24 protein-coding genes and 3 pseudogenes are annotated in these 24944 nt (G+C 49.6%); 8 read left to right on the top strand and 19 right to left on the bottom strand.

Features of this window, described 5'->3' with window-relative positions; genetic code table 11:
- Positions 1-12: 12 nt before the first annotated feature.
- Complete coding sequence (dcuC, locus tag HEN21_RS15295) at positions 13-1398, bottom strand: anaerobic C4-dicarboxylate transporter DcuC (protein WP_000955045.1); 1386 nt, start codon at positions 1396-1398, stop codon at positions 13-15.
- A 568-nt stretch (positions 1399-1966) separates the two neighbouring features.
- Here dcuC and pagP point away from each other — a divergent pair.
- Both pagP and cspE read left to right on the top strand, forming a co-directional pair.
- Positions 1967-2406, top strand: a pseudogene (pagP, locus tag HEN21_RS15290) (lipid IV(A) palmitoyltransferase PagP).
- A gap of 174 nt (positions 2407-2580) precedes the next feature.
- Positions 2581-2790: a transcription antiterminator/RNA stability regulator CspE gene (cspE, locus tag HEN21_RS15285; protein WP_000034825.1), complete on the top strand. Its 210-nt coding sequence runs from the start codon at positions 2581-2583 to the stop codon at positions 2788-2790.
- A 53-nt stretch (positions 2791-2843) separates the two neighbouring features.
- Here cspE and crcB read toward each other — a convergent pair whose 3' ends face one another.
- Positions 2844-3227: a fluoride efflux transporter CrcB gene (gene crcB / locus HEN21_RS15280; RefSeq protein ID WP_000939738.1), complete on the bottom strand. Its 384-nt coding sequence runs from the start codon at positions 3225-3227 to the stop codon at positions 2844-2846.
- 92 nt (positions 3228-3319) lie between these two features.
- Between crcB and HEN21_RS15275 the strand changes: the two genes are divergently transcribed.
- Positions 3320-4108, top strand: coding sequence for a deaminated glutathione amidase (locus HEN21_RS15275; RefSeq protein ID WP_010351627.1), 789 nt, complete (start codon positions 3320-3322; stop codon positions 4106-4108).
- A gap of 128 nt (positions 4109-4236) precedes the next feature.
- A complete protein-coding gene (gene tatE / locus HEN21_RS15270; protein ID WP_000503931.1) occupies positions 4237-4440 on the top strand; it encodes a twin-arginine translocase subunit TatE in 204 nt (67 codons plus the stop codon).
- Between the two features lie 98 nt (positions 4441-4538).
- On the opposite strand, the gene lipA is transcribed toward tatE, so the two are convergent.
- The 14 genes from lipA to leuS all read right to left on the bottom strand — a co-directional run bounded on the left by lipA (position 4539) and on the right by leuS (position 19060).
- A complete protein-coding gene (lipA, locus tag HEN21_RS15265; protein WP_000042625.1) occupies positions 4539-5504 on the bottom strand; it encodes a lipoyl synthase in 966 nt (321 codons plus the stop codon).
- A gap of 411 nt (positions 5505-5915) precedes the next feature.
- Positions 5916-6557: a lipoyl(octanoyl) transferase LipB gene (gene lipB / locus HEN21_RS15260; protein ID WP_105284729.1), complete on the bottom strand. Its 642-nt coding sequence runs from the start codon at positions 6555-6557 to the stop codon at positions 5916-5918.
- 101 nt (positions 6558-6658) lie between these two features.
- Positions 6659-6922 carry a DUF493 family protein YbeD gene (gene ybeD / locus HEN21_RS15255; RefSeq protein WP_000850550.1) on the bottom strand — a complete coding sequence of 88 codons (264 nt, stop codon included), beginning with the start codon at positions 6920-6922 and terminating at the stop codon, positions 6659-6661.
- Between the two features lie 108 nt (positions 6923-7030).
- Entirely contained in the window at positions 7031-8242 is a 1212-nt protein-coding gene (dacA, locus tag HEN21_RS15250) for a D-alanyl-D-alanine carboxypeptidase DacA (protein ID WP_001092444.1), read from the bottom strand.
- 139 nt (positions 8243-8381) lie between these two features.
- Entirely contained in the window at positions 8382-9470 is a 1089-nt protein-coding gene (gene rlpA, locus HEN21_RS15245) for an endolytic peptidoglycan transglycosylase RlpA (RefSeq protein ID WP_001231395.1), read from the bottom strand.
- Positions 9471-9480: 10 nt separating this feature from the next.
- Positions 9481-10593: a peptidoglycan glycosyltransferase MrdB gene (mrdB, locus tag HEN21_RS15240; protein WP_000131717.1), complete on the bottom strand. Its 1113-nt coding sequence runs from the start codon at positions 10591-10593 to the stop codon at positions 9481-9483.
- A 2-nt stretch (positions 10594-10595) separates the two neighbouring features.
- On the bottom strand, positions 10596-12497 hold the full coding sequence (gene mrdA / locus HEN21_RS15235) for a peptidoglycan DD-transpeptidase MrdA (RefSeq protein WP_000776182.1): 1902 nt from the start codon (positions 12495-12497) through the stop codon (positions 10596-10598).
- Between the two features lie 30 nt (positions 12498-12527).
- The gene (gene rlmH / locus HEN21_RS15230) at positions 12528-12995 is read right to left on the bottom strand and encodes a 23S rRNA (pseudouridine(1915)-N(3))-methyltransferase RlmH (RefSeq protein ID WP_176251614.1); all 468 of its coding nucleotides are present in this window, start codon (positions 12993-12995) and stop codon (positions 12528-12530) included.
- Positions 12996-12998: 3 nt separating this feature from the next.
- Positions 12999-13316, bottom strand: a complete 318-nt coding sequence (gene rsfS, locus HEN21_RS15225) for a ribosome silencing factor (protein WP_001161665.1) — start codon at positions 13314-13316, stop codon at positions 12999-13001.
- Between the two features lie 259 nt (positions 13317-13575).
- The gene (locus HEN21_RS15220) at positions 13576-14187 is read right to left on the bottom strand and encodes an adenosylcobalamin/alpha-ribazole phosphatase (RefSeq protein ID WP_176251683.1); all 612 of its coding nucleotides are present in this window, start codon (positions 14185-14187) and stop codon (positions 13576-13578) included.
- A gap of 23 nt (positions 14188-14210) precedes the next feature.
- A complete protein-coding gene (gene nadD / locus HEN21_RS15215) occupies positions 14211-14852 on the bottom strand; it encodes a nicotinate-nucleotide adenylyltransferase (RefSeq protein ID WP_024191079.1) in 642 nt (213 codons plus the stop codon).
- Between the two features lies 1 nt (position 14853).
- On the bottom strand, positions 14854-15885 hold the full coding sequence (holA, locus tag HEN21_RS15210) for a DNA polymerase III subunit delta (protein WP_105286575.1): 1032 nt from the start codon (positions 15883-15885) through the stop codon (positions 14854-14856).
- The gene (lptE, locus tag HEN21_RS15205; protein WP_176251613.1) at positions 15885-16463 is read right to left on the bottom strand and encodes an LPS assembly lipoprotein LptE; all 579 of its coding nucleotides are present in this window, start codon (positions 16461-16463) and stop codon (positions 15885-15887) included. Before lptE ends, holA begins: the two co-directional genes overlap by 1 nt.
- Positions 16464-16477: 14 nt before the next feature.
- Entirely contained in the window at positions 16478-19060 is a 2583-nt protein-coding gene (gene leuS, locus HEN21_RS15200) for a leucine--tRNA ligase (protein WP_176251612.1), read from the bottom strand.
- 234 nt (positions 19061-19294) lie between these two features.
- Between leuS and HEN21_RS15195 the strand changes: the two genes are divergently transcribed.
- The gene (locus HEN21_RS15195; protein ID WP_001044880.1) at positions 19295-19777 is read left to right on the top strand and encodes a zinc ribbon-containing protein; all 483 of its coding nucleotides are present in this window, start codon (positions 19295-19297) and stop codon (positions 19775-19777) included.
- Positions 19778-19851: 74 nt separating this feature from the next.
- Here HEN21_RS15195 and HEN21_RS15190 read toward each other — a convergent pair.
- Positions 19852-20097, bottom strand: a pseudogene (locus tag HEN21_RS15190) (hypothetical protein); the annotation flags it as partial.
- 4 nt (positions 20098-20101) lie between these two features.
- Here HEN21_RS15190 and HEN21_RS15185 point away from each other — a divergent pair.
- Positions 20102-20371: pseudogene (locus HEN21_RS15185) on the top strand (J domain-containing protein); the annotation flags it as partial.
- Between the two features lie 9 nt (positions 20372-20380).
- Here HEN21_RS15185 and HEN21_RS15180 read toward each other — a convergent pair.
- Positions 20381-20935: a tetratricopeptide repeat protein gene (locus HEN21_RS15180; protein WP_176251611.1), complete on the bottom strand. Its 555-nt coding sequence runs from the start codon at positions 20933-20935 to the stop codon at positions 20381-20383.
- Positions 20936-21036: 101 nt separating this feature from the next.
- Here HEN21_RS15180 and HEN21_RS15175 point away from each other — a divergent pair, with 101 nt between their 5' ends.
- Positions 21037-21744: a DUF1266 domain-containing protein gene (locus tag HEN21_RS15175; RefSeq protein ID WP_105284734.1), complete on the top strand. Its 708-nt coding sequence runs from the start codon at positions 21037-21039 to the stop codon at positions 21742-21744.
- Positions 21741-23192, top strand: coding sequence for a co-chaperone DjlC (gene djlC / locus HEN21_RS15170; protein ID WP_176251802.1), 1452 nt, complete (start codon positions 21741-21743; stop codon positions 23190-23192). The genes HEN21_RS15175 and djlC overlap by 4 nt, the downstream gene beginning before the upstream one ends.
- Before the next feature lie 59 nt (positions 23193-23251).
- Here the strand turns inward: djlC and hscC are convergent, their stop codons facing one another.
- Positions 23252-24922, bottom strand: a complete 1671-nt coding sequence (hscC, locus tag HEN21_RS15165; protein WP_176251801.1) for a molecular chaperone HscC — start codon at positions 24920-24922, stop codon at positions 23252-23254.
- Between the last annotated feature and the right edge of the window lie 22 nt (positions 24923-24944).

Genomic DNA, 24944 nt, shown 5'->3' with positions numbered 1-24944 from the left:
CGGCAAGGAGAATTACTTACCTGTAACTGCGGCGGCTGTACCGGGTACAATCAACTCTGTAGCCACGATGACAATCACCAGCCCAACAAGCACCGGTACCGAGGTGCGTTTAACCACTTCAAAAGGCGAAATTTTTGCCATCCCGGCAACCGCAACCACCACGCCAGAGACAGGCGAAATCGTGCGACCCAGGTTTGACGCCTGGAGCATTGGAATAGTCAGGTATGCCGGGTTAATACCAGAAGAGTGCGCCAGTTTCGGGATCATCTCAACGAATGCATAGAATGGCGCATTGCCGGAACCCGTAGTCACCGCCGCCAGCATCGTCAGGATAACCAGCACCAGCATGAGGATAATGCTCGCTGAACCAAACGAGGTAGCGATTGAGATCAGGCTTTGGATAAAGCCAATGGTGCTAAGACCCTGAGCAAAAACCCCTGCCGCAACTAATAGCATTACCACGTTAGCGAAGGCATCAGCCATGCCGCGATAAGCCACTTCGAGGCCAGAAAAGACTTTTTGAGTATTAAAGCTGCGAATAAATTCCAGAACGGAGGCAATCAGCATACATATCACCAGAATGGTGATGATGTGTAATTGCGGACCCCATTTGCCGTCAAAAAATAGCACGCCAATGATCGGTGTGAACGGCAGAATGGCGTAAAACGCGGGAGCGGTGGTAGTGATTTCGCTGACATCTAACATTTCATGAGAGATGTGCTCTTTTTTATCCAGATAACGCTGCCAGAAAAAATGGGCAATCGCCATGCCGATAATTGCGGCAATTGAGATAGGCAGCGTCGTTTTGAAGGCGAAGTCAATTAACGGCATTTCGGAAGCCTGCGCCGCCAGCACCACATCACCGGAAGTTGGTGCGAGAATAATCGCCGCCGGTGAGGCGCAAATGGCAGCTGCCGCGCCGCGACTAATACCCACGTTCACCATGACCGGGAACAACGTTGCCATCAGTAAAACGCCCAGGCCCGTTGCGGAGGAAACTGCCAGTGACATCAGGCAGGCAACAAAATAGGCGGCAATCATCAGCAGGTAAGGGGAATTTATGTACTGTAGCGGTTTTGACGCCAGCTTGACGACCATATCATTTGCGCCGATATGGGTCATATAAGCGGCAAAACCACACAGCATCATAATCATCATGCCAAGATCGCCACCGCGACTCATCAGCAATATTTTAATGTATTCAACGATATCCGTGGCACTGTAGCCCGTTGAAGTCTGGCTGGCAGGTAAAACTTTGTGCCCCATAATGGCACTGATAATCAGCAATAACAGACCACCTGCAAATAATACCCCGGTGGCGGAATACCCTTTAATGATGTAGCGAGCTACACCCACAATAACCATAACTCCAATAAGGAGCTCAATGAATGTCAGCATAATTTTTCCTGTTCCAGACTCCAAGATAAATAATAACAAATTCCTAAGGCTAAAGAGAAAATATGCCGAATAAATGGGTGTCGAATGCTGATTAAAATCAAGAAAAGCTACCATTAAGACATTGGTGTTTTTGTTTTTTATACCTGAATAACAAAATGCATTTTTATGACCGGTATTTATTAATATGATTATGTGTGCTAATTGATAAGTAATTGATGCAGTTTTGTTAATTGTTTTGGTGGAGGATTGTTTTTTACGTAGAAAATGATTTTCTTTATACGCGTGCTGGTAGTGTAATGGATATTGGCTTGCTGGGTTATTATTGCATGTGATTAAAAAATAAGATTTTTTTGTTGTCAGTTTCGAAACGTGTCGGGACGAAATTTTTTGATTAAGCGGCTATATGAAAGAAAAATACCGATTAAGTCTCCGGAATAACTTGATGATATTTTCTTTTATAACGCTATTAAATATTAAGTTTGTTCTTTAGGTTGGAGTAATTAAGGTTTGTTTATTTTAGTTTGGCAATGCTGATAGTGGATTTCTGATAAGTATTTCATGGTCACTAATGGGCGTAAGTAAATTTATTGCCGTAATTCCTCTTGTTTTTATTGCGCTAATCCGTGTTGACTAAGTTTCTGCTGGCACGGAGCTATGGATTATCACATTTAGATAGAGTCTCGGTAAAACCTGGCAGCAGCCAGAACATTATGAATTGTATATTCCCGCCATCACCTGGCATTCACTTTTCGCTTATGACAAAGAAAAAACGATCGCTATAGCGAAAAATCGTGGGGCAGCGGTTTGGCTCAGTTGCGTTGAGATGAGAAAGGTAACGGGTACGGTTTGTACGTAACGGCGCGTGCTAATGGGAACGACATACCTGTCCCGGTGTTACTGCCATTGGTTTCTGTAGGCTATGGGCTGGCTACTTTTCAGATGACCTGTATTCCTGGCACCTGCGACAATGGCAATGTTTACTTTGCCTGGATGCGGTTTCAGTTTTAGACAAGTTATGTTTTTGCAAAACCCTTAAAAATCATAGTGTAAGGCAAGTATCACCAAAAATAACGCGACTTTTATCACTTTTTAGCAAAGTTGCACTGGACAAAGCGTACCACAATTGGTGTACTGGTAACCGACACAGCATTTGTGTCTATTTTTCATGTAAAGGTAATTTTGATGTCTAAGATTAAAGGTAACGTTAAGTGGTTTAATGAGTCCAAAGGATTCGGTTTCATTACTCCGGAAGACGGCAGCAAAGATGTGTTCGTACACTTCTCTGCAATCCAGACTAATGGTTTTAAAACTCTTGCTGAAGGTCAGCGCGTAGAGTTCGAAATCACTAACGGTGCCAAAGGCCCTTCTGCTGCAAACGTAATCGCTCTGTAAGATACGCCAGCAAGAATTCAAAACCCGCTTAATCAGCGGGTTTTTTTTGGTCTTTAGTGTGCAGTTGATGCTGAAAACAACCAGAAAGCCAGTGCTGTCATGGCAAAAGAACCTAACAGGTTTACGAAGACGTTCAGTAATGCCCAGCCAAAACGCCCTTCCTGCAATAAAAACACTACTTCTGCTGAAAATGTTGAGAAGGTTGTCAACCCGCCACAAAATCCGGTGGTGATTAACACTTTCCACACTGGATCAATGTTCGTCATCCGACTGAACCAGGCAAATCCCATACCTATGATGAATGCGCCGATCAGGTTTGCTGCCAGTGTTCCCAAAGGAATCGCCTGATGCAGCGGGTTAAATCGCATACTTAACAGCCATCTCGCCACGCTTCCCGTACCACCGCCAATAAAAACTGCTAAAAGGAGTTGTAACACTGCAAAATCCTGCTATTTGATTTGTATGAGTGATAAGTGTAACGCTGAATAATCGTCGTTGGCGAATTTTACGACTCTGACAGGAGGTGGTAATGCTGGTTGCCGCAGGACAGTTTGCTGTTACATCCGTGTGGGAAAAGAACGCTGAAATTTGCGCCTCGTTGATGGCGCAGGCGGCGGAAAACGACGTCTCGTTGTTTGTCCTGCCGGAAGCCTTGCTGGCGCGAGACGATCATGATCCGGATCTGTCTGTTAAATCAGCGCAGCTGCTGGAAGGCCAATTTATCGGGCGTTTATTGCGGGAAAGTAAACGTAACATGATGACGACGATTCTGACGATTCATGTTCCCTCTGCGCCGGGGCGCGCATGGAATATGCTGGTGGCTCTTCAGGCGGGAAAAATTGTCGCTCGTTATGCCAAACTGCATCTTTATGATGCGTTCTCCATTCAGGAGTCGCGTCATGTTGATGCGGGTAATGAAATAGCCCCGTTACTGGAGGTCGAAGGCATGAAAGTTGGGCTGATGACCTGCTATGACTTACGCTTTCCGGAGCTGGCGTTGGCACAGGCCATACAGGGAGCAGAAATCCTGGTCCTTCCGGCAGCCTGGGTTCGCGGACCGCTCAAAGAGCATCACTGGTCAACGTTGCTTGCCGCTCGTGCTCTGGATACCACCTGTTATATGGTGGCGGCAGGGGAGTGCGGGAACAAAAATATCGGGCAAAGCCGGATTATAGATCCCTTTGGCGTCACCATTGCGGCGGCGGCAGAAATGCCGGCCTTAATCATGGCGGAAGTGACACCTGAACGCGTGCGTCAGGTACGTGCACAACTCCCCGTCTTAAACAACCGACGGTTTGCGCCACCGCAATTATTATGATGTTTTTTTATTCGGCGCTTGATTCACCTTGTTACAGATTGCTATTGTGTGCGCGCGTCGAATGACCGTTAATATTCTCTGGTTTTTAAGGCGCGTTCTGTTGCCGGTTTTATGTCAAGAAGGTATCTATGGGTGAGATTAGTATTACCAAACTGCTGGTAGTTGCGGCACTGGTCGTTCTGCTGTTTGGGACTAAGAAGTTACGTACGCTGGGCGGAGACCTTGGAGCGGCTATCAAAGGATTCAAGAAAGCGATGAATGATGACGATGCTGCGGCGAAGAAAGGCGCAGACGTTGATCTTCAGGCTGAAAAGCTCTCTCATAAAGAGTGACGTGGCGAGCAGGACGCTCCCTCAATATCTTGTTCGATAAAAAAACCCGCTTCAGATAGCGGGTTTTTATCAGACAGATGTAAGTAATTATTACAGGATTACTTAACTTCCATCCCTTTCGCCTGCAAATCGGCGTGGTAGGAAGAACGGACAAACGGGCCACATGCAGCATGGGTAAAGCCCATCGCCAGTGCCTCAGCTTTCATTTCGTCGAACTCATCCGGGCTAACGTAACGTTGAACCGGCAGGTGATGACGGCTTGGCTGCAAATATTGCCCCAGCGTTAACATGGTCACACCATGACGACGCAGATCGCGCATCACTTCAATAATTTCTTCATTGGTTTCGCCCAGACCCACCATTAAACCAGATTTGGTCGGGATTTCCGGATGAGCTTCTTTAAAGCGTTCTAATAGTTTCAGCGACCAGTTGTAATCCGCGCCCGGACGTACCTGACGGTAAATACGTGGTACGTTTTCCAGGTTGTGGTTGAACACGTCTGGCGGCGTGGCGGTCAGAATATCCAGCGCGCGATCCATACGACCACGGAAATCCGGCACCAGAGTTTCAATTTTGATTTCCGGGCTTTTTTCCCGAATGGCTGTAATACAATCCGCAAAGTGCTGGGCACCGCCATCGCGCAGGTCATCACGGTCAACGGAGGTGATAACCACATAACGCAGCGCCATATCAGCAATGGTCTGTGCCAGTTTCACCGGCTCATTGGCATCCGGAGCTACCGGGCGACCGTGGGCAACGTCACAGAACGGACAACGGCGGGTACAAATAGCGCCGAGGATCATAAACGTTGCTGTACCGTGGTTGAAGCATTCTGCCAGGTTAGGGCAGGAGGCTTCCTCGCAGACAGAATGCAGGCCATTTTTGCGCATTGCGGCTTTGATGCCCTGGATACGTGTAGAGTCTGCAGGAAGCTTGATTTTCATCCATTCCGGCTTGCGCAGCAGGGCTTCGCGCTCTGTTGCCACGTTTTTAACCGGGATAAGGGCCATCTTATCGGCATCGCGGTATTTAACACCGCGTTCCATCACAATGGGTTTACTCATAGCGTGCGTGTTCCAGTTGCGAATTACGAAGGAAAGCGTTCAACTCAATAGATTGTTGTAATTATCAACTATTTTTGAATTAACGACTGGCAGTATATCATTGAAACGGTCCAGAAAGCAGCCAAAGCGGTCGCGAAAATGTAAAATTGTTGTTGGTTTGTGCCATTTTGTCGTTTATCTCTGTGATCTGGCTGTAACAATAATTTTTTCAAATGGCGTTATCGGTAACACCAATCATTCATGAAGTCTGGGGCACGCCGGATGAATTTGTTGTAATAGGCAGCAAAATCCATTTGCTCCTCATTTAATGCTGAAAAGAGCTATCTCTCCAGAGGCCAGCAACGGTTAAAGAGGACATAAATGTGGGCATGAGTAATGACCCAGTGCAAGTTGGGTCATTTATGAGCGTCGTTAAGCAGGTATATATTCTACGGCAGGATTATTAAGCAGTGCTAAAATATTTCTCAGCAACCGTGGTGCAACATTATCGGTTGTCGCATCAGGTCTCCATTGCGATATTTTATCCATTTCCATTCCCGCATAACCACAAGGGTTAATGCGTAAAAATGGCGAAAGATCCATATTGACGTTTAATGCCAGGCCGTGGAATGAACAACCACGACGAATACGTAAGCCGAGCGAGCAAATTTTCTTTTCCCCGACATAGACACCCGGAGCATCGGCACGAGGATGTGCATCAATATCCAGTTCAGCCAGGGTATTCACTACCGTTTGTTCGAGTAAGGTCACCAGCTCACGCACACCCAGTTTGCGGCGTTTAAGATTAAACAGAACGTACATTACCTGCTGACCTGGGCCGTGATAAGTCACCTGACCGCCACGGTCGCTCTGGATCACCGGAATATCGCCCGGCATTAAGATATGTTCCGCTTTTCCTGCTTGTCCCTGAGTGAATACCGGATAGTGCTCGACCAGCCAGATCTCATCAAGGGTATTTTCATCGCGGGTATCGGTGAATTCATGCATAGCCTGGGAGATTGGCTCGTAAGGCTGAAGACCGAGCTGGCGGACAAGAATTTTATCCTGATACAAAACGGCATCTCCGTGGAGAATGAGTAAAAGTGGGGAAAAAGTATATCACAGAGGAGGGAGGGGAGTTACCCGACCAGGAGGCCGGGTAATGGTAAAGCGAGTTACAGAACCATGCGGACAATATCGATTTTGCCCAGTTCTTCATACAGTGTTTCAACCTGCTCGATATGAGTGGCGTTGATAGTGATAGATACCGAGTGGTAGTTGCCTTTGCTGCTTGGTTTTACCGTTGGGGTGTAGTCACCTGGCGCATGGCGCTGTACCACTTCAACCACCTGATCAACCAGCTCAGGTAACGCCTGCCCCATTACTTTGTAGGTAAAAGGAGTAGGGAATTCAAGCAGTTCGTTAAGTTTGGTTTTCATGTCAGCTCCGGCGTAACGTAATTAAATAGCAACTCCCGCCAGAAGGCGGGAGTTTTTACTGATGCTTAGTATATGGAGGCGGAAATTACACTTTCAAGTATTTAATTTTTAACCAAACCAGTGATGAAACATTAATTTAATGTAATCAATGATTTTACCGAAGAAGTTACCTTCCGGAATTTCCTGTAACACCACCAACGGACGTTGTTCAATGGTTTTACCGTCAAGCTGGAAGTTAATAGTACCGACGACCTGATTCTTTTGCAGCGGCGCATGAAGCTCACTGCTGTTCAGCACGTAGCTGGCTTTCAGGTCTTTCATGCGGCCACGTGGAATGGTCAGGTAAACGTCTTTATCAACACCTAACGAAGCACGGTCAGAATCACCAAACCAAACCGGTTCAGAGGCGAACTCTTTGCCTACTTTCAGCGGGTTAACGGTTTCGAAGAAACGGAAGCCCCAGGTCAGCAGTTTTTTACTTTCGGCTTCACGGCCTTTGAAAGTACGTCCGCCCATGACTGCGGAGATCAGACGCATCTGACCTTCTGTCGCGGAAGCAACAAGGTTGTAACCTGCCTTGTCAGTATGACCGGTTTTGATACCGTCAACATTCAGGCTGTTATCCCACAGCAGGCCGTTACGGTTGAGCTGACGAATGCCGTTAAAGGTGAACTCTTTCTCTTTATAGATAGAGTATTCATTTGGCACGTCACGAATCAGCGCCTGGCCGATCAGCGCCATATCACGTGCAGAGCTGTACTGGCCGTCAGCATCGAGACCATGCACGGTCTGGAAGTGGGTATTTTTCAGACCCAGCGCGTTAACGTAGCTGTTCATCAGGCCAACAAAAGCATCCTGACTACCGGCGGCAAAGTCTGCCATAGCAACACAAGCATCGTTGCCGGATTGCAGGTTAATACCACGGATAAGCTGTGAAACCGGCACTTGCATACCAGGTTTGAGGAACATCAGCGAAGAACCTTTAAACACTGGGTTACCGGTCGCCCAGGCGTCATTGCCGATGGTCACTAAATCAGTTTCTTTAAATTTACCCGCTTTCATTGCCTGGCCGATAACGTAGCTGGTCATCATTTTGGTCAGACTGGCAGGATCGCGGCGGACATCTGCATTTTGCTCGGCGAGAACTTTGCCGGAGTTATAGTCGATCAGGATGTAGGACTCCGCGTCGATCTGCGGTACACCCGGGATCATAGTTTTGATATTCAGGTCATCGGCATGTGCAGCAGAGATAAAGGCTGTGCAAAGAGCCGTGGTGAGCGCCAGGCGCTTCATGATACGAGCGGAAGAAATGGTATTCATGGTCTGAACTACGACATCCGTGATGGAATTAAAAAAAGTGCCCTACTATAGCAAATGCACTACCGGCAGGCATCTGACTTTCCGCGTGACTTTGTTAACGTCATTTACAGAAATTGACACTTCAGTTGCCTGCTTTACGCTACTGCGCGGTGGTAATAAATGACTGTAATTGGGCTTCGGTTTGTAAACGTTGCTGCAAGGTACTGGCTTCGGCTTTGCTGGCAAATGGGCCAAGCTGGATCCGCCAGACTGCGCCGTTTTGGGTCACACGACCGGGAACGCCGAACTTCTGTCCTAACTGCTGTTGATACTGTTGAGCGCGCGCCTGATCGCTAACAGCACCGACTTGCACCATAAAGTTACCGCTGACATTTTGCGAAGCTGCTTGCGGTGTCACCATTGCTGGTGTTGTTGCAGGCGTTGAAGCCGGAGCTGTGACCACTGGCTGCGGTGCCGGCGTCGGTTCGCTGCCCTCCAGTACACCAGGTGCTAAGGTGGTTGGTGCGCCGAGAAAACCGCTGCTGGTTACCGGCGCGCCGGTCGGATCTTCGCTTTTTAGCGTCGCATTACTGACCGGAAGAATGTCACCCTGCGGGCCAGACCCTGAGCTTGTTCCCGCGCCGCCGCTTAAGTCGGGTGGTGCGGGCAGGGCATAAGTCTGTTTGGCGACAGTAGTACAAGCCATACCTGGGCCAGAAAGTGAACCATCCTGGGCGACGATAATCGGGTCGATGCGAACTTTGGTGTTGTTCGAGGTGTTAAGACGGTCGGCTGCCGCGCGGGAAAGTGAAATTACGCGGTCGTTGCCGTAGGGACCACGATCGTTAATGCGCACCACAATCATCCGACCGTTAGCCAGGTTAGTTATTCGCGCGTAGCTGGGGATTGGCAGCGTCGGGTGTGCCGCTGTTAGCTGCATCGGATCGAACGCTTCACCTGAGGCCGTCAGATTGCTGCCCGGTTCGGCATCATAAATAGCAGCCAGGCCAGCCTGACTAAAGCGTGATGGATCCTGCACGATTTTGTAGCTTTTGCCATCGCGCTGGTAATCCTGATTCGCTGTCGCGTTCAGTGGTTCGAAACGCGGTTCTGCCCCGCCAATCTCAACTATTGGGCCGTTACATACCGCAGGCTGCGGTACACTTACCGTCTGTTGCTGACCATCATCGCTTGTACATGCCGCGAGCATTCCTGCCGCGATGCAGATCCCGAGCCACTGCTTACGCATTGCGCACCTCTTACACGCTTTTCGACAACATTTTCCTGTGGGTGTGGATTGACATCACAATCCCGAACCCAGCCATCAGCACTATAAGCGCCGATCCTCCATAACTGACCAGTGGGAGCGGAACCCCTACAACCGGCAGAATACCGCTTACCATACCAATATTTACGAAGACATAAACGAATAATATCAGCATTAAGCCGCCAGCCATGACGCGACCAAAGGTGGTTTGCGCTCTGGCGGCTATCCACAGTCCGCGCATGATCAGCAGAATATAGAGAGCGAGCAGAATCAAAATACCCACTAATCCCAGCTCTTCTGCCAGTACCGCGAAGATAAAGTCGGTATGGCGTTCGGGCAGAAATTCAAGCTGTGACTGAGTACCGTGCAGCCAGCCTTTGCCGCGTAATCCGCCGGAGCCAATAGCTATTTTAGACTGAATAATGTGATAACCCGCGCCAAGAGGGTCTGATTCTGGGTCGAGGAGCATCATTACGCGCTGGCGTTGGTAATCATGCATCAGGAAGAACCACAGAATCGGAATGAACGCGGCTACCAGCACCACTGCAACGCCGATTAGGCGCCAGCTAAGGCCAGAGAGGAACAGTACGAACAGACCGGAAAGCGCAACGAGAATTGATGTCCCCAGGTCAGGCTGCGCTGCGACCAGCAGCGTGGGCATAAATATCAGCACCAGCGCGATGGCGGTATTTTTTAACGACGGCGGACAAACGTCGCGGTTGATAAAGCGCGCCACCATCAGCGGTACGGCTATTTTGGCAATTTCCGACGGCTGAAAACGGACGATACCGAGATCCAGCCAGCGTTGAGCACCTTTAGAGATGGCACCAAAGGCATCTACCGCCACCAGCAAAATAATACAGATGATATAGAGATAGGGCGCCCAGCCTTCATAAACGCGCGGAGGGATTTGCGCCATTACGACCATAATGACCAGACCCATTGCGATCTGACCGATTTTACGCTCCATCATGCCGATATCCTGGCCGCTGGCACTCCAGATTACCAGAGCACTGTAGACCAGCAATGCCAGTAAAATCAGCAGCATCGTGGGATCAAGATGGACTTTATCCCAGAATGTTTTTTTATTCGGATTATCCGTCATGATTAATGGTCCTCCGCTGCGGTAACCGCTGGGTTTTCCGCAGGCAGATCGGTGTTGTTATCGCCCAGCATAATGTGGTCGAGGATCTGGCGCATCAGCGTACCGACCGCCGGGCCTGCGCCGCCGTTCTCCAGAATCATGGCGACAGCCACTTGTGGATTGTTATACGGCGCAAAGGCGGTCATCAATTTGTGGTCACGCAGACGCTCAGCAATTTTGTGCGCATTATAGGTTTCGTTCGCTTTCAGACCGAAGACCTGAGCTGTACCCGATTTCGCCGCAATTTTGTACGGTGCGCTGGCAAAGTATTTATGTGCCGTACCGTTAGGGCGGTTAGCAACCCCGTACATACCGTCTTTCGCCAGCTCCCAGTAACCGGAGTGAATATCGCCGACTGGCGGTTCATGCGGTTGTACCCATGGCACCTGTTTGCCGTCTTCGGCGGTACTCATCAGCAAATGCGGAACCTTCACGACACCGTCATTAATCAGGATCATCAGTGCCTTACTCATCTGGATTGGGGTCGCTGTCCAGTAACCCTGACCGATACCGACCGGAATGGTGTCACCCTGATACCACGGTTTTTTAAAGCGTTTTTGTTTCCATTCGCGGGTAGGCATGTTGCCGGAACGTTCTTCTGCAAGATCGATACCGGTGTAATGGCCATAACCGAATTTACCCATCCATTCGGAAAGGCGATCGATCCCCATATCGTAGGCCACCTGGTAGAAGAAGGTGTCTGCAGATTCTTCCAGCGATCTTGTGACATTCAGGCGACCATGGCCCCATTTTTTCCAGTCACGGTAACGTTTTTCCGAACCAGGCAGCTGCCACCAGCCTGGGTCAAACAGCGTAGTATTGCGAGTGATCACCCCCGCACTTAATGCTGAAACTGCCACATAAGGTTTAACCGTAGACGCCGGTGGATAAACCCCCTGCGTGGCTCGGTTCACCAGCGGGGTGTTCGGGTCGTTCAGCAATGCGGAATAATCTTTGCTGGAGATACCGTCAACAAACAAGTTTGGGTCATAGCTTGGCGTGGAAACCAGCGCCAGCACACCGCCTGTGCGCGGATCGGTGACTACTACAGCCGCGCGGCTGCCTGCCAGCAGTGTTTCAATATACTGCTGGAGTTTGAGATCTATCGTCAGGTAAATATCGTGTCCGGCTTGCGGCGGTACTTCTTTTAACTGGCGGATGACGCGACCACGGTTGTTAACTTCAACCTCTTCATAACCGGTTTGACCGTGCAGCACATCTTCATAGTAACGCTCAATTCCCAGCTTACCGATATCATGCGTTGCCGCATAGTTGGCTAGTTTGCCGTCATTATTCAGGCGTTCGACGTCTTTATCGTTGATTTTCGACACATAGCCGATGACGTGAGTCAACGCTGAACCGTAGGGATAGTAACGGCGTTTATAGCCTTTAACTTCCACCCCGGGAAAACGGTACTGATTGACGGCAAAGCGCGCCACCTGTACTTCGGTCAGGTTAGTTTTCACTGGAATCGAGGTGAAACGGTGTGAACGTGCGCGCTCTTTTCTGAATGCAGCGATATCATCATCGGTCAGATCGACGACGCTGCGCAGGGCATCCAGCGTTTGCTGCACGTTATCGACTTTCTCCGGCATCATTTCTATCTGGTAGATAGTGCGGTTAAGTGCCAGAGGGATGCCGTTACGGTCGTAGATAATGCCGCGACTGGGGGCGATAGGCACCAGTTTGATGCGGTTTTCATTAGAACGGGTCTGATAATCGGTAAAACGAACAATTTGCAGATTATACAGGTTGGCGATAAGCACGCCGGTCAGCAGCAAAATTCCCAAAAAGGCGACCAGCGCCCGGCGCACAAACAGTGCGGACTCTGCCGTATAGTCGCGAAAAGAGTTCTGTAGTTTCATCCGCTGCGTTTTCTACTCAAAGCTTTCTTATCACTCACGATGATAAGGATGGTTGGTGGTAATGCTCCACGCCCGGTACAGACTCTCTGCGACCAGTACGCGAACCAGCGGATGGGGGAGGGTCAGCGCGGAAAGCGACCAGCTTTGTTCTGCCGCTGCTTTACAGGCAGGTGATAACCCTTCAGGCCCGCCAATAAGCAGGCTGACGTCGCGGCCATCAAGCTTCCATCGTTCCAGTTCAGCGGCTAACTGCTGTGTGTCCCAGGGCTTGCCTGGAATGTCGAGGGTGACAATGCGGTTTTTGCCTGCGGCTGCCAGCATCTGCTCACCCTCTTTGTCGAGTATGCGCTTGATGTCCGCGTTCTTGCCGCGTTTTCCAGCCGGAATTTCAATCAGCTCAAAAGGCATATCTTTCGGAAAACGACGCAGGTACTCAGTAAAACCGGTTTGTACCCAGTCCGGCATTTTCGTTCCCACGGCCACAAGTTGCAGCTTCACACATTAACTCCAGAGTTTTTCCAGTTCATACAGGCGACGGCTCTCTTCCTGCATGACATGGACAATAACTTCGCCCAAATCAACGACAATCCAGTCGGCGCTGTTTTCACCTTCTACGCCGAGCGGCAATAGACCAGCAGCACGAGACTCCTGAACAACGTGGTCAGCAATGGACATAACATGACGGCTGGACGTACCCGTACAGATGATCATGCAGTCGGTGATGCTGGATTTGCCCTGAACGTCTAAGGCGATGATGTCCTGACCTTTGAGGTCATCAATTTTGTCGATAACAAAATCCTGGAGTGCTTTACCCTGCAAGTTTTCCCCCTGGGTGAATTAAAAAGATAAAAACGGTTTGTCAGTATACCTGAACCAGAGGCGATTTCGGGACAATTGTCGCCGAATCGGCTTTCGAAAGTGGGCTATCATCCCACCCCGCGCCGCAGATTGCATCGCCATTTTTGTAAAACAATTTCTACAAAGTCGTGTTTAGCGGAAAAAGTCTGGCTGCGGAGAATATCAGCCTGTCCGGGGCTGTCAATGGGCGCTGCACCTTACATGCAAAAAAACAGAAAAGTCATGCATCCCTATGCCATATAGCACGGCTATTGAGGACACGTAGAGTTGCGAATGCGTCATTGACTTCAATGGCGCTCCAGCAGCCCTGGTCTACACGAAAATGCCACATCGCCCCGGCTGGCATACCAAGTAAGCGGGCAATTAACAGACTCAACACGCCCTGATGGCTGACGACTAATATATTTTTGTCGTGCTGATATTCAACAAATCTGGCAATAAACCTTTCTATCCGCTGCGAAAACGCCTGAAAACCTTCACCGTTAGTTGGGACGGTATGCTGCCAGTCATTGCACCATGCGTTATAGTTTTCGGCATCTTCTTGCATCAAATCGCGATGATGCCGCATCTCCCAGTCACCAAAAAACATTTCATTAAGCTCAGGGACGGTTTGTACAGGGAGCTGGCGGTCACTGAGAACCAGCCGCGCGGTATGCTGCGCGCGTTCCAGTTCACTACATAAAACCCTATCGAAGGGAACATCACGCAACAGGGTATGCAGGCTTTGAGCTTGCTCGATACCGCGTGCAGTCAGTGGCGTCGGCGCATGACCGCTGTACAATCCATCGACATTTGCCTGCGTTTCGCCGTGACGAATTAACCACAGTCGCATCATTCCCTCCGTGATGACAGCTATCAGCGATACAAGCCTTGTTGGTTAATGTAAGTCAATACAGATTCCGGCAACAAATCTTCACATGATTCGCCGTTTTGCAAGCGTTCGCGGATGATGGTCGCCGAGATGTTAAACCACGGCGTTTCAGCGAGGTAAATTTTACCGGCAGACTGAAGGTGCAGATCTTCCGGATTATGCGTCAAATGATCTTCCAGCCACTGCTGGTATTGTGGTTGCGCCATTTCAAGCGGGTAGCCAGGACGCCGACAGACAATTAAATGCGCATTGTCGAGGATCGTTTCGTATTCGTACCAGGTTGGAAAAGTCAGCAGTGAATCCTGACCAATAATAAACGCCAGTGGCACATCGGCACCTTGTTCCTGTCGCCACTCTTTGAGTGTTTGCGCAGTGTAAGAGGGGGCATTGCGTTTTAACTCACGTTCATCAAGGGTAAACAGTGGTTTATCGGCAATAGCCAGTTCAAGCATATGTTTTCGCTGCGCGCTGTTTGCTTCCGGCTGTGGACGATGCGGAGGAACATTGTTAGGGATAATAGTCACTCGCGTCAGACCAATCAGATTCGCCAGCGTTTCCACGGGTTTAAGATGACCATAGTGCACCGGATCGAAGGTGCCGCCAAACAGAGCCTGTAAAGATTTCATATCAACCATTGATAAATACGTCTGCCAGTGGTTTATGGCACAACAGAAGGGATAATCCCTCCAGATCTGCCCACACCGACTGGCCGTAATCTTGTTTGAGGGTGAGTTCCGTTCGTGTCAGAAGTTGCACGGCCTGACGTAACTGCGGCTGGCTTAAGCGATTTAATGCCTCGCCCATCATGCCCCGCCGGTTCTGCCAAACGCGATGCTTATCAAATAACGCGCGTAGCGGCATATGGGCAGATTGACGTTTCAAATTAACCAGTAACAACAGTTCACGTTGTAATGTGCGCAACAAAATAACCGGCTCGCTGCCTTCCAGACGCAGTTGCTGAAGAATGTGCAACGCGCGCTTGCTTTTGCCCATCAACAAAGCATCAACCCAATGAAAAGGGGTGAAATGCGCGGCATCATTCACTGCCTGCTCAACGCGCGGTAATGTCAGTTTGCCGTCCGGCCAGAGAAGCGATAAACGCTCCAGTGCCTGTGCCAGCGCCAGCAGGTTACCTTCATAACAATAGCAGAGCATCTGATTTGCAGCGTCATCCAGCTCCAGGTTGAGCTGTTTTGCACGCGCAGCAACCCAGCGAGGAAGCTGAGCCTGCTCCGGTGTCTGACAGGTTACCTGCACGCTTCGATTAGCAAGAGCAGTAAACCAGGCAGCATTTTCCTGCGCTTTGCTTAATTTATTGCCGCGCACGATCAATAGCAAATCGTCATGCAGCAGTCCGGTCAGTGTCAGAAGTTGTTCATTGATCGCCGCATTTGGTCCGTTTTCTGGTAACAGCAGCAATAGCGTTTGTCGACTGGCGAACAGACTCATGGCCTGGCATAGCGAAAATATCGCATTCCAGTCGGTGTTGGGATCAATGGAAAAAGTGTGGTGTTCTGCAAATCCTTGTGTTGCTGCCACCTGACGAACAGCGTCCTGGCTTTCCTGCAACAACAGAGGATCGTTACCAAGCAAAAGATACGCCGCGCGCAGCCCTTCATTGAGCTGCGCGCGGAGTTGTTCCGGGTACAACCGAATCATCAGTTACCCAGTGTGGCAGAGACGCGTGCAGGCGTTGCTGCAGTATCCGTTGTTTTCGACGTATCTTCGTCGGAACGGATATCCGCAGCGCGAATGCTTGGCAGCTTACGAATCAGCTGTTCGGCAGCACGGTCGTACATCTCTTGAATGATCATGCCTTGCTCATTATCTTTCGCTAACGCCATTTGCGGGTTATCGAAGAACGAACGGAAGACTTTGGCGCTAATCGGGTAGATGTCACGGCCAGGGATCAATACCGACGCGCTGACGGTCATCACCATTTGATATTCAGCAGTTTGACCATTACGGAAAACTGAAGCGGTATCCTGGGAGATTGATACAGCGCCCAAACGCAGGGATGGAACGTCCTTACGCGTGGTTTCTTTATCAAGCAACTCGACACCGTTCAGACGTAACTGATTACGCACCGCACGGCTTAACGGCCCGTTCGGGTCGCCTGAGTCCAGGATCATGACCTTCATAGTGGAAGGAACCTGCGTGGTATCACGCAGATGCCAGCCACACCCGGCGGTGATTAACACCGCCAGAGATAACAACAATGTTGCCAGATATCGCACGCTTCCTCCCGCGCTTAGCCAACGACCAGATTGAGGAGTTTACCCGGTACGTAAATCACTTTACGCACGGTAACGCCATCAAGATATTTTGCTACCAGATGTTCCTGGCCAGCACGTTCGCGAACCTGTTCTTCCGTTGCATCTACCGGAACGGTGATTTTGGCACGGACTTTACCGTTAACCTGCACCACCACCAGCGTGGAGTCTTCCACCATCGCTTTCTCGTCTGCAACCGGCCACGGCGCGTTGTCGATATCGCCTTCGCCTTTCAGTTCCTGCCACAGCGTGAAGCAGATGTGCGGCGTGAACGGGTTAAGCATACGGACAACGGCCAGCAGGGCTTCCTGCATCAGCGCGCGATCCTGCTCGCCATCGGTCGGTGCTTTCGCCAGTTTATTCATCAGCTCCATAATCGCCGCAATTGCGGTGTTGAAGGTCTGACGACGACCGATATCATCGGTCACTTTAGCGATAGTTTTATGAACATCACGACGCAGAGCTTTCTGATCTTCAGTCAGTGCATCAACGTTCAGCGCCGCAACATCACCTTTCGTAGTGTGCTCGTAAACCAGTTTCCAGACACGTTTCAGGAAGCGGTTAGCCCCTTCAACGCCGGACTCTTGCCATTCGAGAGTCATATCCGCCGGAGAAGCGAACATCATAAACAGACGAACGGTGTCCGCGCCGTAACGTTCAACCATCACCTGTGGGTCGATACCGTTGTTCTTCGACTTGGACATTTTGCTCATGCCGGTATACACCAGTTCATGGCCTGCCGCGTCTTTCGCTTTCACGATACGGCCTTTCTCGTCGCGCTCAACGATAGCATCAACCGGGGAAACCCAGTTACGTTCGCCGTTTTCGCCTACATAGTAGAAGGCGTCTGCCAGCACCATACCCTGACACAGCAGCTGTTTCGCTGGTTCGTCAGAGTTCACCATGCCTGCATCACGCATCAGTTTGTGGAAGAAGCGGAAGTAGAGCAGGTGCATGATGGCGTGTTCGATACCACCAATATAGATATCCACCGGCAGCCAGTAGTTAGCCGCTTTGGAATCCAGCATACCCTCTTTGTACTCTGGGCAAGTGTAGCGCGCATAGTACCAGGAGGACTCCATAAAGGTGTCGAAAGTATCGGTTTCACGCAGCGCCGGCATACCGTTAACGGTGGTTTTCGCCCACTCAGGATCTGCTTTGATCGGGCTGGTAATACCGTCCATTACCACATCTTCCGGCAGGATCACCGGCAGTTGGTTGTCCGGGGTAGGCATCACCGTGCCGTCTTCCAGCGTCACCATCGGAATCGGCGCACCCCAGTAACGTTGACGGGAAACACCCCAGTCGCGCAGGCGATAGTTTACTTTACGCTCGCCAACACCCATTGCCGTCAGTTTGTCGGCAATGGCGTTAAAGGCCGCTTCATGGTCAAGACCGTTGAACTCGCCAGAGTTGAACAGCACGCCTTTTTCCGTCAGCGCCTGCTGGGAGAGATCCGGTTCAGAACCGTCAGCCGCCAGGATAACCGGCTTGATGTTCAGGCCGTATTTAGAGGCAAACTCGTAGTCGCGCTGGTCGTGACCCGGAACTGCCATGACTGCGCCAGTGCCGTACTCCATCAATACGAAGTTTGCTGCCCAAACCGGAATTTCTTCGCCCGTTAATGGGTGAACCGCTTTAAAGCCAGTATCGACACCTTTTTTCTCCATCGTTGCCATTTCAGCTTCAGCAACTTTGGTGTTACGACATTCGTCAACGAAAGCCGCCAGTTCAGGATTATTTTCTGCCGCTTTCTGCGCCAGCGGGTGACCCGCCGCTACCGCCAGATAAGTACAACCCATAAAGGTGTCCGGGCGGGTAGTGTAAACGGTCAGCGTGTTGTCATAGTCGTTAACGTTGAAGGTGATTTCCACGCCTTCGGAACGACCGATCCAGTTACGCTGCATGGTTTTAACGGTGTCTGGCCAGTGATCCAGTTTATCCAGATCGTTGAGCAGTTCGTCAGCGTAAGCGGTGATTTTGATAAACCACTGCGGGATCTCTTTACGTTCAACTTTGGTATCGCAGCGCCAGCAGCAGCCGTCAATAACCTGTTCGTTAGCCAGTACGGTCTGGTCGTTCGGACACCAGTTGACCGCAGAAGTCTTCTTATATACCAGGCCTTTTTTATACAGCTCGGTGAAGAATTTCTGTTCCCAACGGTAGTATTCCGGCGTACAGGTTGCCAGCTCGCGGCTCCAGTCATAACCAAAGCCCAGCATTTTGAGCTGGTTTTTCATATACGCGATGTTGTCGTATGTCCACGGTGCCGGTGCGGTGTTGTTTTTCACCGCCGCGCCTTCCGCAGGCAGACCAAACGCGTCCCAGCCGATCGGCTGCAGGACGTTTTTGCCCAGCATACGCTGGTAGCGGGCGATCACGTCACCGATGGTGTAGTTACGTACGTGGCCCATGTGTAGTCGACCAGAAGGATAGGGAAGCATAGACAGGCAGTAATACTTCTCTTTGCTCTCGTCTTCGGTTACTTCAAATGTGCGCTTCTCATCCCAGTGAAGCTGTACTTTGGATTCTATCTCTTCCGGGCGGTATTGCTCTTGCATGGCAGCCAGTGGTCCTGTTTTCAATACGGCTACAAATGTAGCGTTGAGGTGGTTTTTCAGATCCGCATAGCATAGCCCAAACGTCCGCGTCAAAACAGCCTTTCGCGCACTCGACGTTGAAATGATGCCCGGATTATTCATACATTAATTTACAGAGTTTGTGGGCGTATTAGCAAAGCAAGGAACAAAGAACGTCTATTATTATAGTCAGTTAACGACCCGGGAGATGAAACGATGAACAAGGTTGCTCAATATTACCGTGAACTGGTCGCGTCACTGAGCGAACGCCTGCGCAATGGCGAACGTGATATCGACGCACTGGTGGAACAGGCGCGCGAGCGCGTAATAAAAACAGGGGAGTTAACGCGAACCGAGGTCGATGAGTTGACGCGAGCTGTCAGGCGTGACCTGGAAGAGTTCGCCATGAGCTATGAAGAGAGCCTGAAAGAAGAGTCTGACAGTGTTTTTATGCGGGTGATTAAAGAAAGCCTCTGGCAGGAACTGGCGGACATCACCGATAAAACGCAGCTTGAATGGCGCGAAGTTTTCCAGGATCTCAACCATCACGGGGTTTATCACAGCGGAGAAGTGGTAGGGCTGGGGAATCTGGTCTGCGAGAAATGTCACTTCCATCTCCCGATCTACACGCCGGAAGTCCTAACGCTATGCCCGAAATGTGGTCATGACCAGTTCCAGAGACGCCCGTTCGAGCCGTAATAGTCTGATTTCGCACAGCAATAAAGATAATTGGGGTCGAATGAAAATCGTCCGGCCCTTATTTGTTTTTATCTCTACAGTAAATCTTCAACCTCACGGATTTCTTGATTGACATCTCTTGTACTGGATGCCTGAACCTTACGGTATAAGTCGAGAGCCTGTCGGAGCTCGGCAGGTCTTCCTTCGCCATAGTGGTACATAATGGCCAGGTTATACCAGGCGGTGGCGTCATTGCATTCAGCGGCTTTCGTGAACCATTCAAAGGCAGCTTTCAGATACCAGTACATCGCTTGCTTATAGTTCTGCTCTACCCCTTTGCCTGGTGCTGGCGAACCAACTACGGAAGAATCATTAATGCCGCTCTTGAGCTGTCTTGATGCAGAAGATCGTTGTCCATTGGAAGCATTAATTATTAGGCGATTATTAATTCAGTCAGCGAATTTTGTCGGTCAACAAACCATCGAGCCAGAGCCGAAATCGAAGCCAATGCCCGTTGACGATGGTGGACCGGGCTGCCTGGGCGTCATCAAAATTATTTTCTACATTTTTATCTTTGCCTGTTTGATAGGGAAAATACTCCATCTACTGGGTTGAAACTCAACCTTAATGTGCGGGAAGTTCAGCCAGTAATCTTTCCGCATTTTTATAATGTTGATCCGCCGCCAGTTTCAGCCATTTGCGTGCTTCATAATTGTTGATGTTAATTCCAGTGCCGTTTCTGTAGATCAAACCCAAAGTGTATTGAGCATGGGCATATCCTTTTTCCGCAGCTTGTTTATACCACTGGATTGCCATTCGACTATCGGGCTTTACACCCAATCCTTTCAGGTAGATCCAACCTAGTTTGCTCTGCGCGCGCGGATTTTCCTGTTCTGCCGATTGCTCATACCAGTATCTCGCCATCGTGTAATCCAGAGGCTTACCATTGCTGCCATGAAGATAAAATCCGCCAAGGCTATATTGTGACGTCGAGTGACCATGAATGGCGGAAAGCTCCGTTGCTGCCGTGGTAAATGGAAGACTGCCCGGTGCGCTTAAATAATCAAAGACATAATTCGCCATAGTTTTATCGCGCAAGGTCGTTTTCTTAGGTTGGCTAATACAAGTGATTGCCGCAACTATAAATATTGCGAATATAAAATATATTTTTTTGTTCATTTATCAATGCTTCGATTTTCTTTTTATTTTGAAAGCGTCAAGCTTATACTCATCATTAATAAAAAAGTAGTCAGTTAATGTACTTAAAGGATTGTTAATAAATGGATAAGGAAGAACAACACCTTCTATTTGCGCTTTCTACGCCAATGGAAATTCTTAATCAGGGATGCAAGCCCGCACATGACTCGCCAAAAATGTATACCGGAATAAAAGAATTTGATCTCTCATCATCCTGGGGAATAAATAATCGTGATGATTTAATTCAGACTATTTACCAAATGACTGATGATGGTCACGCAAATAATTTAGCTGGTTTATATCTGGCATGGCATCGTTCTTCCCCTGATGAGTGGAAAACATTAATTGCTGGCGGCTCCGAACGCGGGTTGATTTATACCCAATTTGTTGCCGAAACTGCCCTGTGTTGTGGGGAGGCAGGAATCAAAGCCTGGGATTATGTTCGCATGGGCTTTTTATCGCGCGTCGGTGTGCTCAACAAGTGGCTGACGGAAGACGAGAGTTTATGGCTGCAATCGCGCATTTATGTACGAGCTCACCATTACTATCACAGCTGGATGCACTATTTTTCTGCCTATTCGTTAGGACGTCTCTACTGGCAATCCTCTCAGTGTGAAGATAACGCTTCGCTACGCGAGGCGCTAACCCTGTACAAATACGATAGCGCCGGGAGCCGGATGTTTGAAGAGCTGGTGGCAGGAAGCGATCGTTTCTATGCCACGCTTCCCTGGCAGCCGTTAACTGTCCAACCAGAATGTCCGGCAACGCTTAAGGATGTGAGCGACCTATGAAAACATGTTGGCAAATTCTCGAAATTGAAAGCACGACGCAAACAGAGATTATCCGTCAGGCTTATCTTGCTCGCTTACCGTTGTGTCACCCCGAAACCGATCCGCAGGGGTTTAAAGCATTACGCCAGGCCTATGAAGAGGCGCTGCGACTGGCGGTAAATCCTGTCGAGGAAGCAGATAATGAAGATAAAGATGCCGCCGCTGAACATGAAATACTACGTGCATTCAGGACATTACTGGATTCAGAAAGTGATCGTTTTCAGCCCTCCGCCTGGCAGAAATTTATTCAGCAATTAAATACCTGGAACATGGAGGATGTCGATCAATTACGCTGGCCGCTGTGTGCAATCGCCATAGAAGCGCGATACCTTTCATTAAATTGCGCTTCTTTGCTGGCAGAGCGTTTGAACTGGCATTCGTTTAATGATAGCGAAGGAATGGTCGAGGAAGAACGGGAGGCTTTTCTTGAGGCTATTCAGGCTGGGGATTGTTTCGATTTTCTCAGCCTTCTGGAATATCCCGTCGCGTTACAGAACCAGACTGTTGAGTATTACTTCGCGCTGGAACGCTGCTGTCGTTACCATCCTGACTATGTGACTGCGTTTTTAGCGATGAAAGGTCCGTGGTTCATTCCTGATGATGCAAAGTTACATCGCAAACTGTTGCGCTGGTACAGCTCGGTGCAAACAGGTATGGCGGAACTCATTCCTGTTGCCCAACAATGGCAAACGGAAGAACCAGAAAGCGAAGATGCCCGGTATTACCAGTGTGCACAACGTTTGTACTGCGGCGAGGGGGAAAGCCTGCTTGCCGATCTCTGCGCGAACTGGGAAAGTTACCCATCTACACAAGCTGATAATTTGTTGTTGCAGTGGAGCAAGCGTCATTGCCCGGATTATTTCGCGTTATTAGTGATGGTTATCGAAGCGCGGAGCATGGTAGATGCGCAAGGTAATCCGCTGAAATATGTGCCTGGCGAGAACGCCCGGACGCGGCTGTTATGGGCGCAAATTTTACATAGCGGTAAATTATCGCCGTTGGGTCAATCATTTATCGAGTCGCTGTTTTATAAGCGCAAAGCATGGGCGTGGTGGAAATCGAGAGTAGGTAGTGAGACAGATCAAGATTCACCATTACTGGATCTGTATCGGGTAGCGGAACAGGTAGTGCTGGAAGCGTTTCCGAAACAAGAGATGCTGGCCCGTCTGAACGCGCGGCTGGAACGCGGAGATGCTCATCCATTAGAGGCCATTATCACCCGAATGTTGTTGACGAAAGTGAAACTCGAGCCGGTGGATGAAGATGTCGATGAGCCAATACCTGAAAAACATGAAGAAAAAAATGATGAGGATGAAAAACCACAGAGCATTACCAGCATTATCAAAATCAGCTTAACGGTGCTGGTGATAGGTTATGCTCTCGGCAAAATCGCGATGTTGTTTAGTTGACGATGTGTTTTTTGCGCCGATGCCGGATGCAGCATTTACGCCGCATCCGGCAGCCATGATTATGGGATCTCAATGGCTAAATAATCGCTCGCCCGCCGCCTGACCTCATCGACGCGCGCCATATCGTTTGACTGCAACGCCGCATCAAAATCGGTGATCACCCGACCAATATCTTCTCGCTCGTCACCCAGCGCCCGCGCCCACAACTCTTCCAGTTTGGCTTTAAAGGTGCGATTGATGAGCATATCGCGCGGATAAATTTTCAATGCGGATAACCGCGTCCGACTCTCTTCAATCTGCTGCGCGCTCAATGTTACCGGGCTGTGGTTAATGACTCTGGACTTAACGCTACCGTCTTCCAGAAGTACGTCAACTTCAAGCAAGCCGTTGATATCATAGCTAAATCTAATATCTATAGACTGGTAATCCCCGTTTTTTTTCAACGGCACATCGAAGGATTCCACCAGAATGTTATTTTTAACTTTGTGGTTTTCTCCCTGATAGACGTTAACCGTAATTGAATCCTGTTCCGGGTGCATGGTCGAGTAAGTTTCTACACGCGACACAGGCACAGTGGTGTTTCGTTCAATAATCGGCGAGAAAATGCCGGAAACGCCCTGGCGGTTAACTTCAACGCCCAACGAGTAAGGGCAAATATCAGTGAGGATCACCTCTTCAATATCTTCGCTACGTAAGCGGCAGGCGGCCTGGATTGCTGCGCCTAGCGCGACAATGGTGCTCGGGTCGTAACTTTGATACGGTAATTTGCCAAACAGACGCACGGCGATTCGCTGTACCAGCGGCATTTGCGACGCGCCGCCAACAAGTACCAGGCTGTCGATTTGGCTCGGTTTCAGACGCGCATCGCGCAATGCTTGTTCGATTGGCACACGCAAGCGGTTGAGCAGCGGCAACCACAAATCTTCCAGTTCGTTCTCGTAAAATTCGCACTCACGCGTTTCTTCCTGATACTGCCAGCTAATTTGCAGCGGTAATTGATTGCCACATTTTGCCGCTTCCACGCTGGTGTACAGGGCTGCCAGTTCACTTTCGTTGAGCATGTTTTTAGCCACTGTGGCGCGTTTTAAAACTTTATCCACCAGCATATGAGTAAAATCTTCGCCACCAAGAAAGTTGTCGCCAGCGGAGGCGTGAACTTCAATCACCGGCGTGGCGTATTCGAGCACCGTGACGTCAAACGTGCCGCCACCGAGATCAAAAACCAGCGAGCGGGTGTTTTGCTGCGTATGCAGGCCATAAGCCATCGCGGCTGCCGTGGGTTCATTAATTAAGCGTACCGCATTTAACCCTGCCAACTCTGCTGCTAAACGGGTATGTTTGCGTTGTTCATCACTGAAATAAGCCGGAACGGAGATCACCACATCTTTAATTGTGCGTTGCAGAAATTCTTCGGCATCTTCTTTTAATGAACGTAATACCAAAGAAGACAATTCCGGCGCGTTAAATGTGCCATTGCCTAAGCGCCAGTTGGTATTACTGCCCATTGCACGTTTAAATAACGCAGCGGTTTTATCAGGATGTGAAGTACGCCGTGATACAGCCGGTTTTCCGACCAGAATATGATTATTTTCATCCATGCTAATTATAGATGGTGTTAAATATTCACCGAATTTATTTGGAATTAATTGCGCGGCACCGTCTTTCCAGACGGCAATTAAACTATTGGTAGTACCGAGATCGATACCAATGGCGAGTTCTGCATTATCCATTGCATTTATATCTTGAAGGAAA

The organism is Escherichia sp. 93.1518 (assembly GCF_013368915.2).
Lineage (GTDB): Bacteria > Pseudomonadota > Gammaproteobacteria > Enterobacterales > Enterobacteriaceae > Escherichia > Escherichia ruysiae.
The sequence above is the reverse complement of the archived record's forward strand: the minus strand, read 5'-3'. Positions and strand labels throughout refer to the sequence as shown.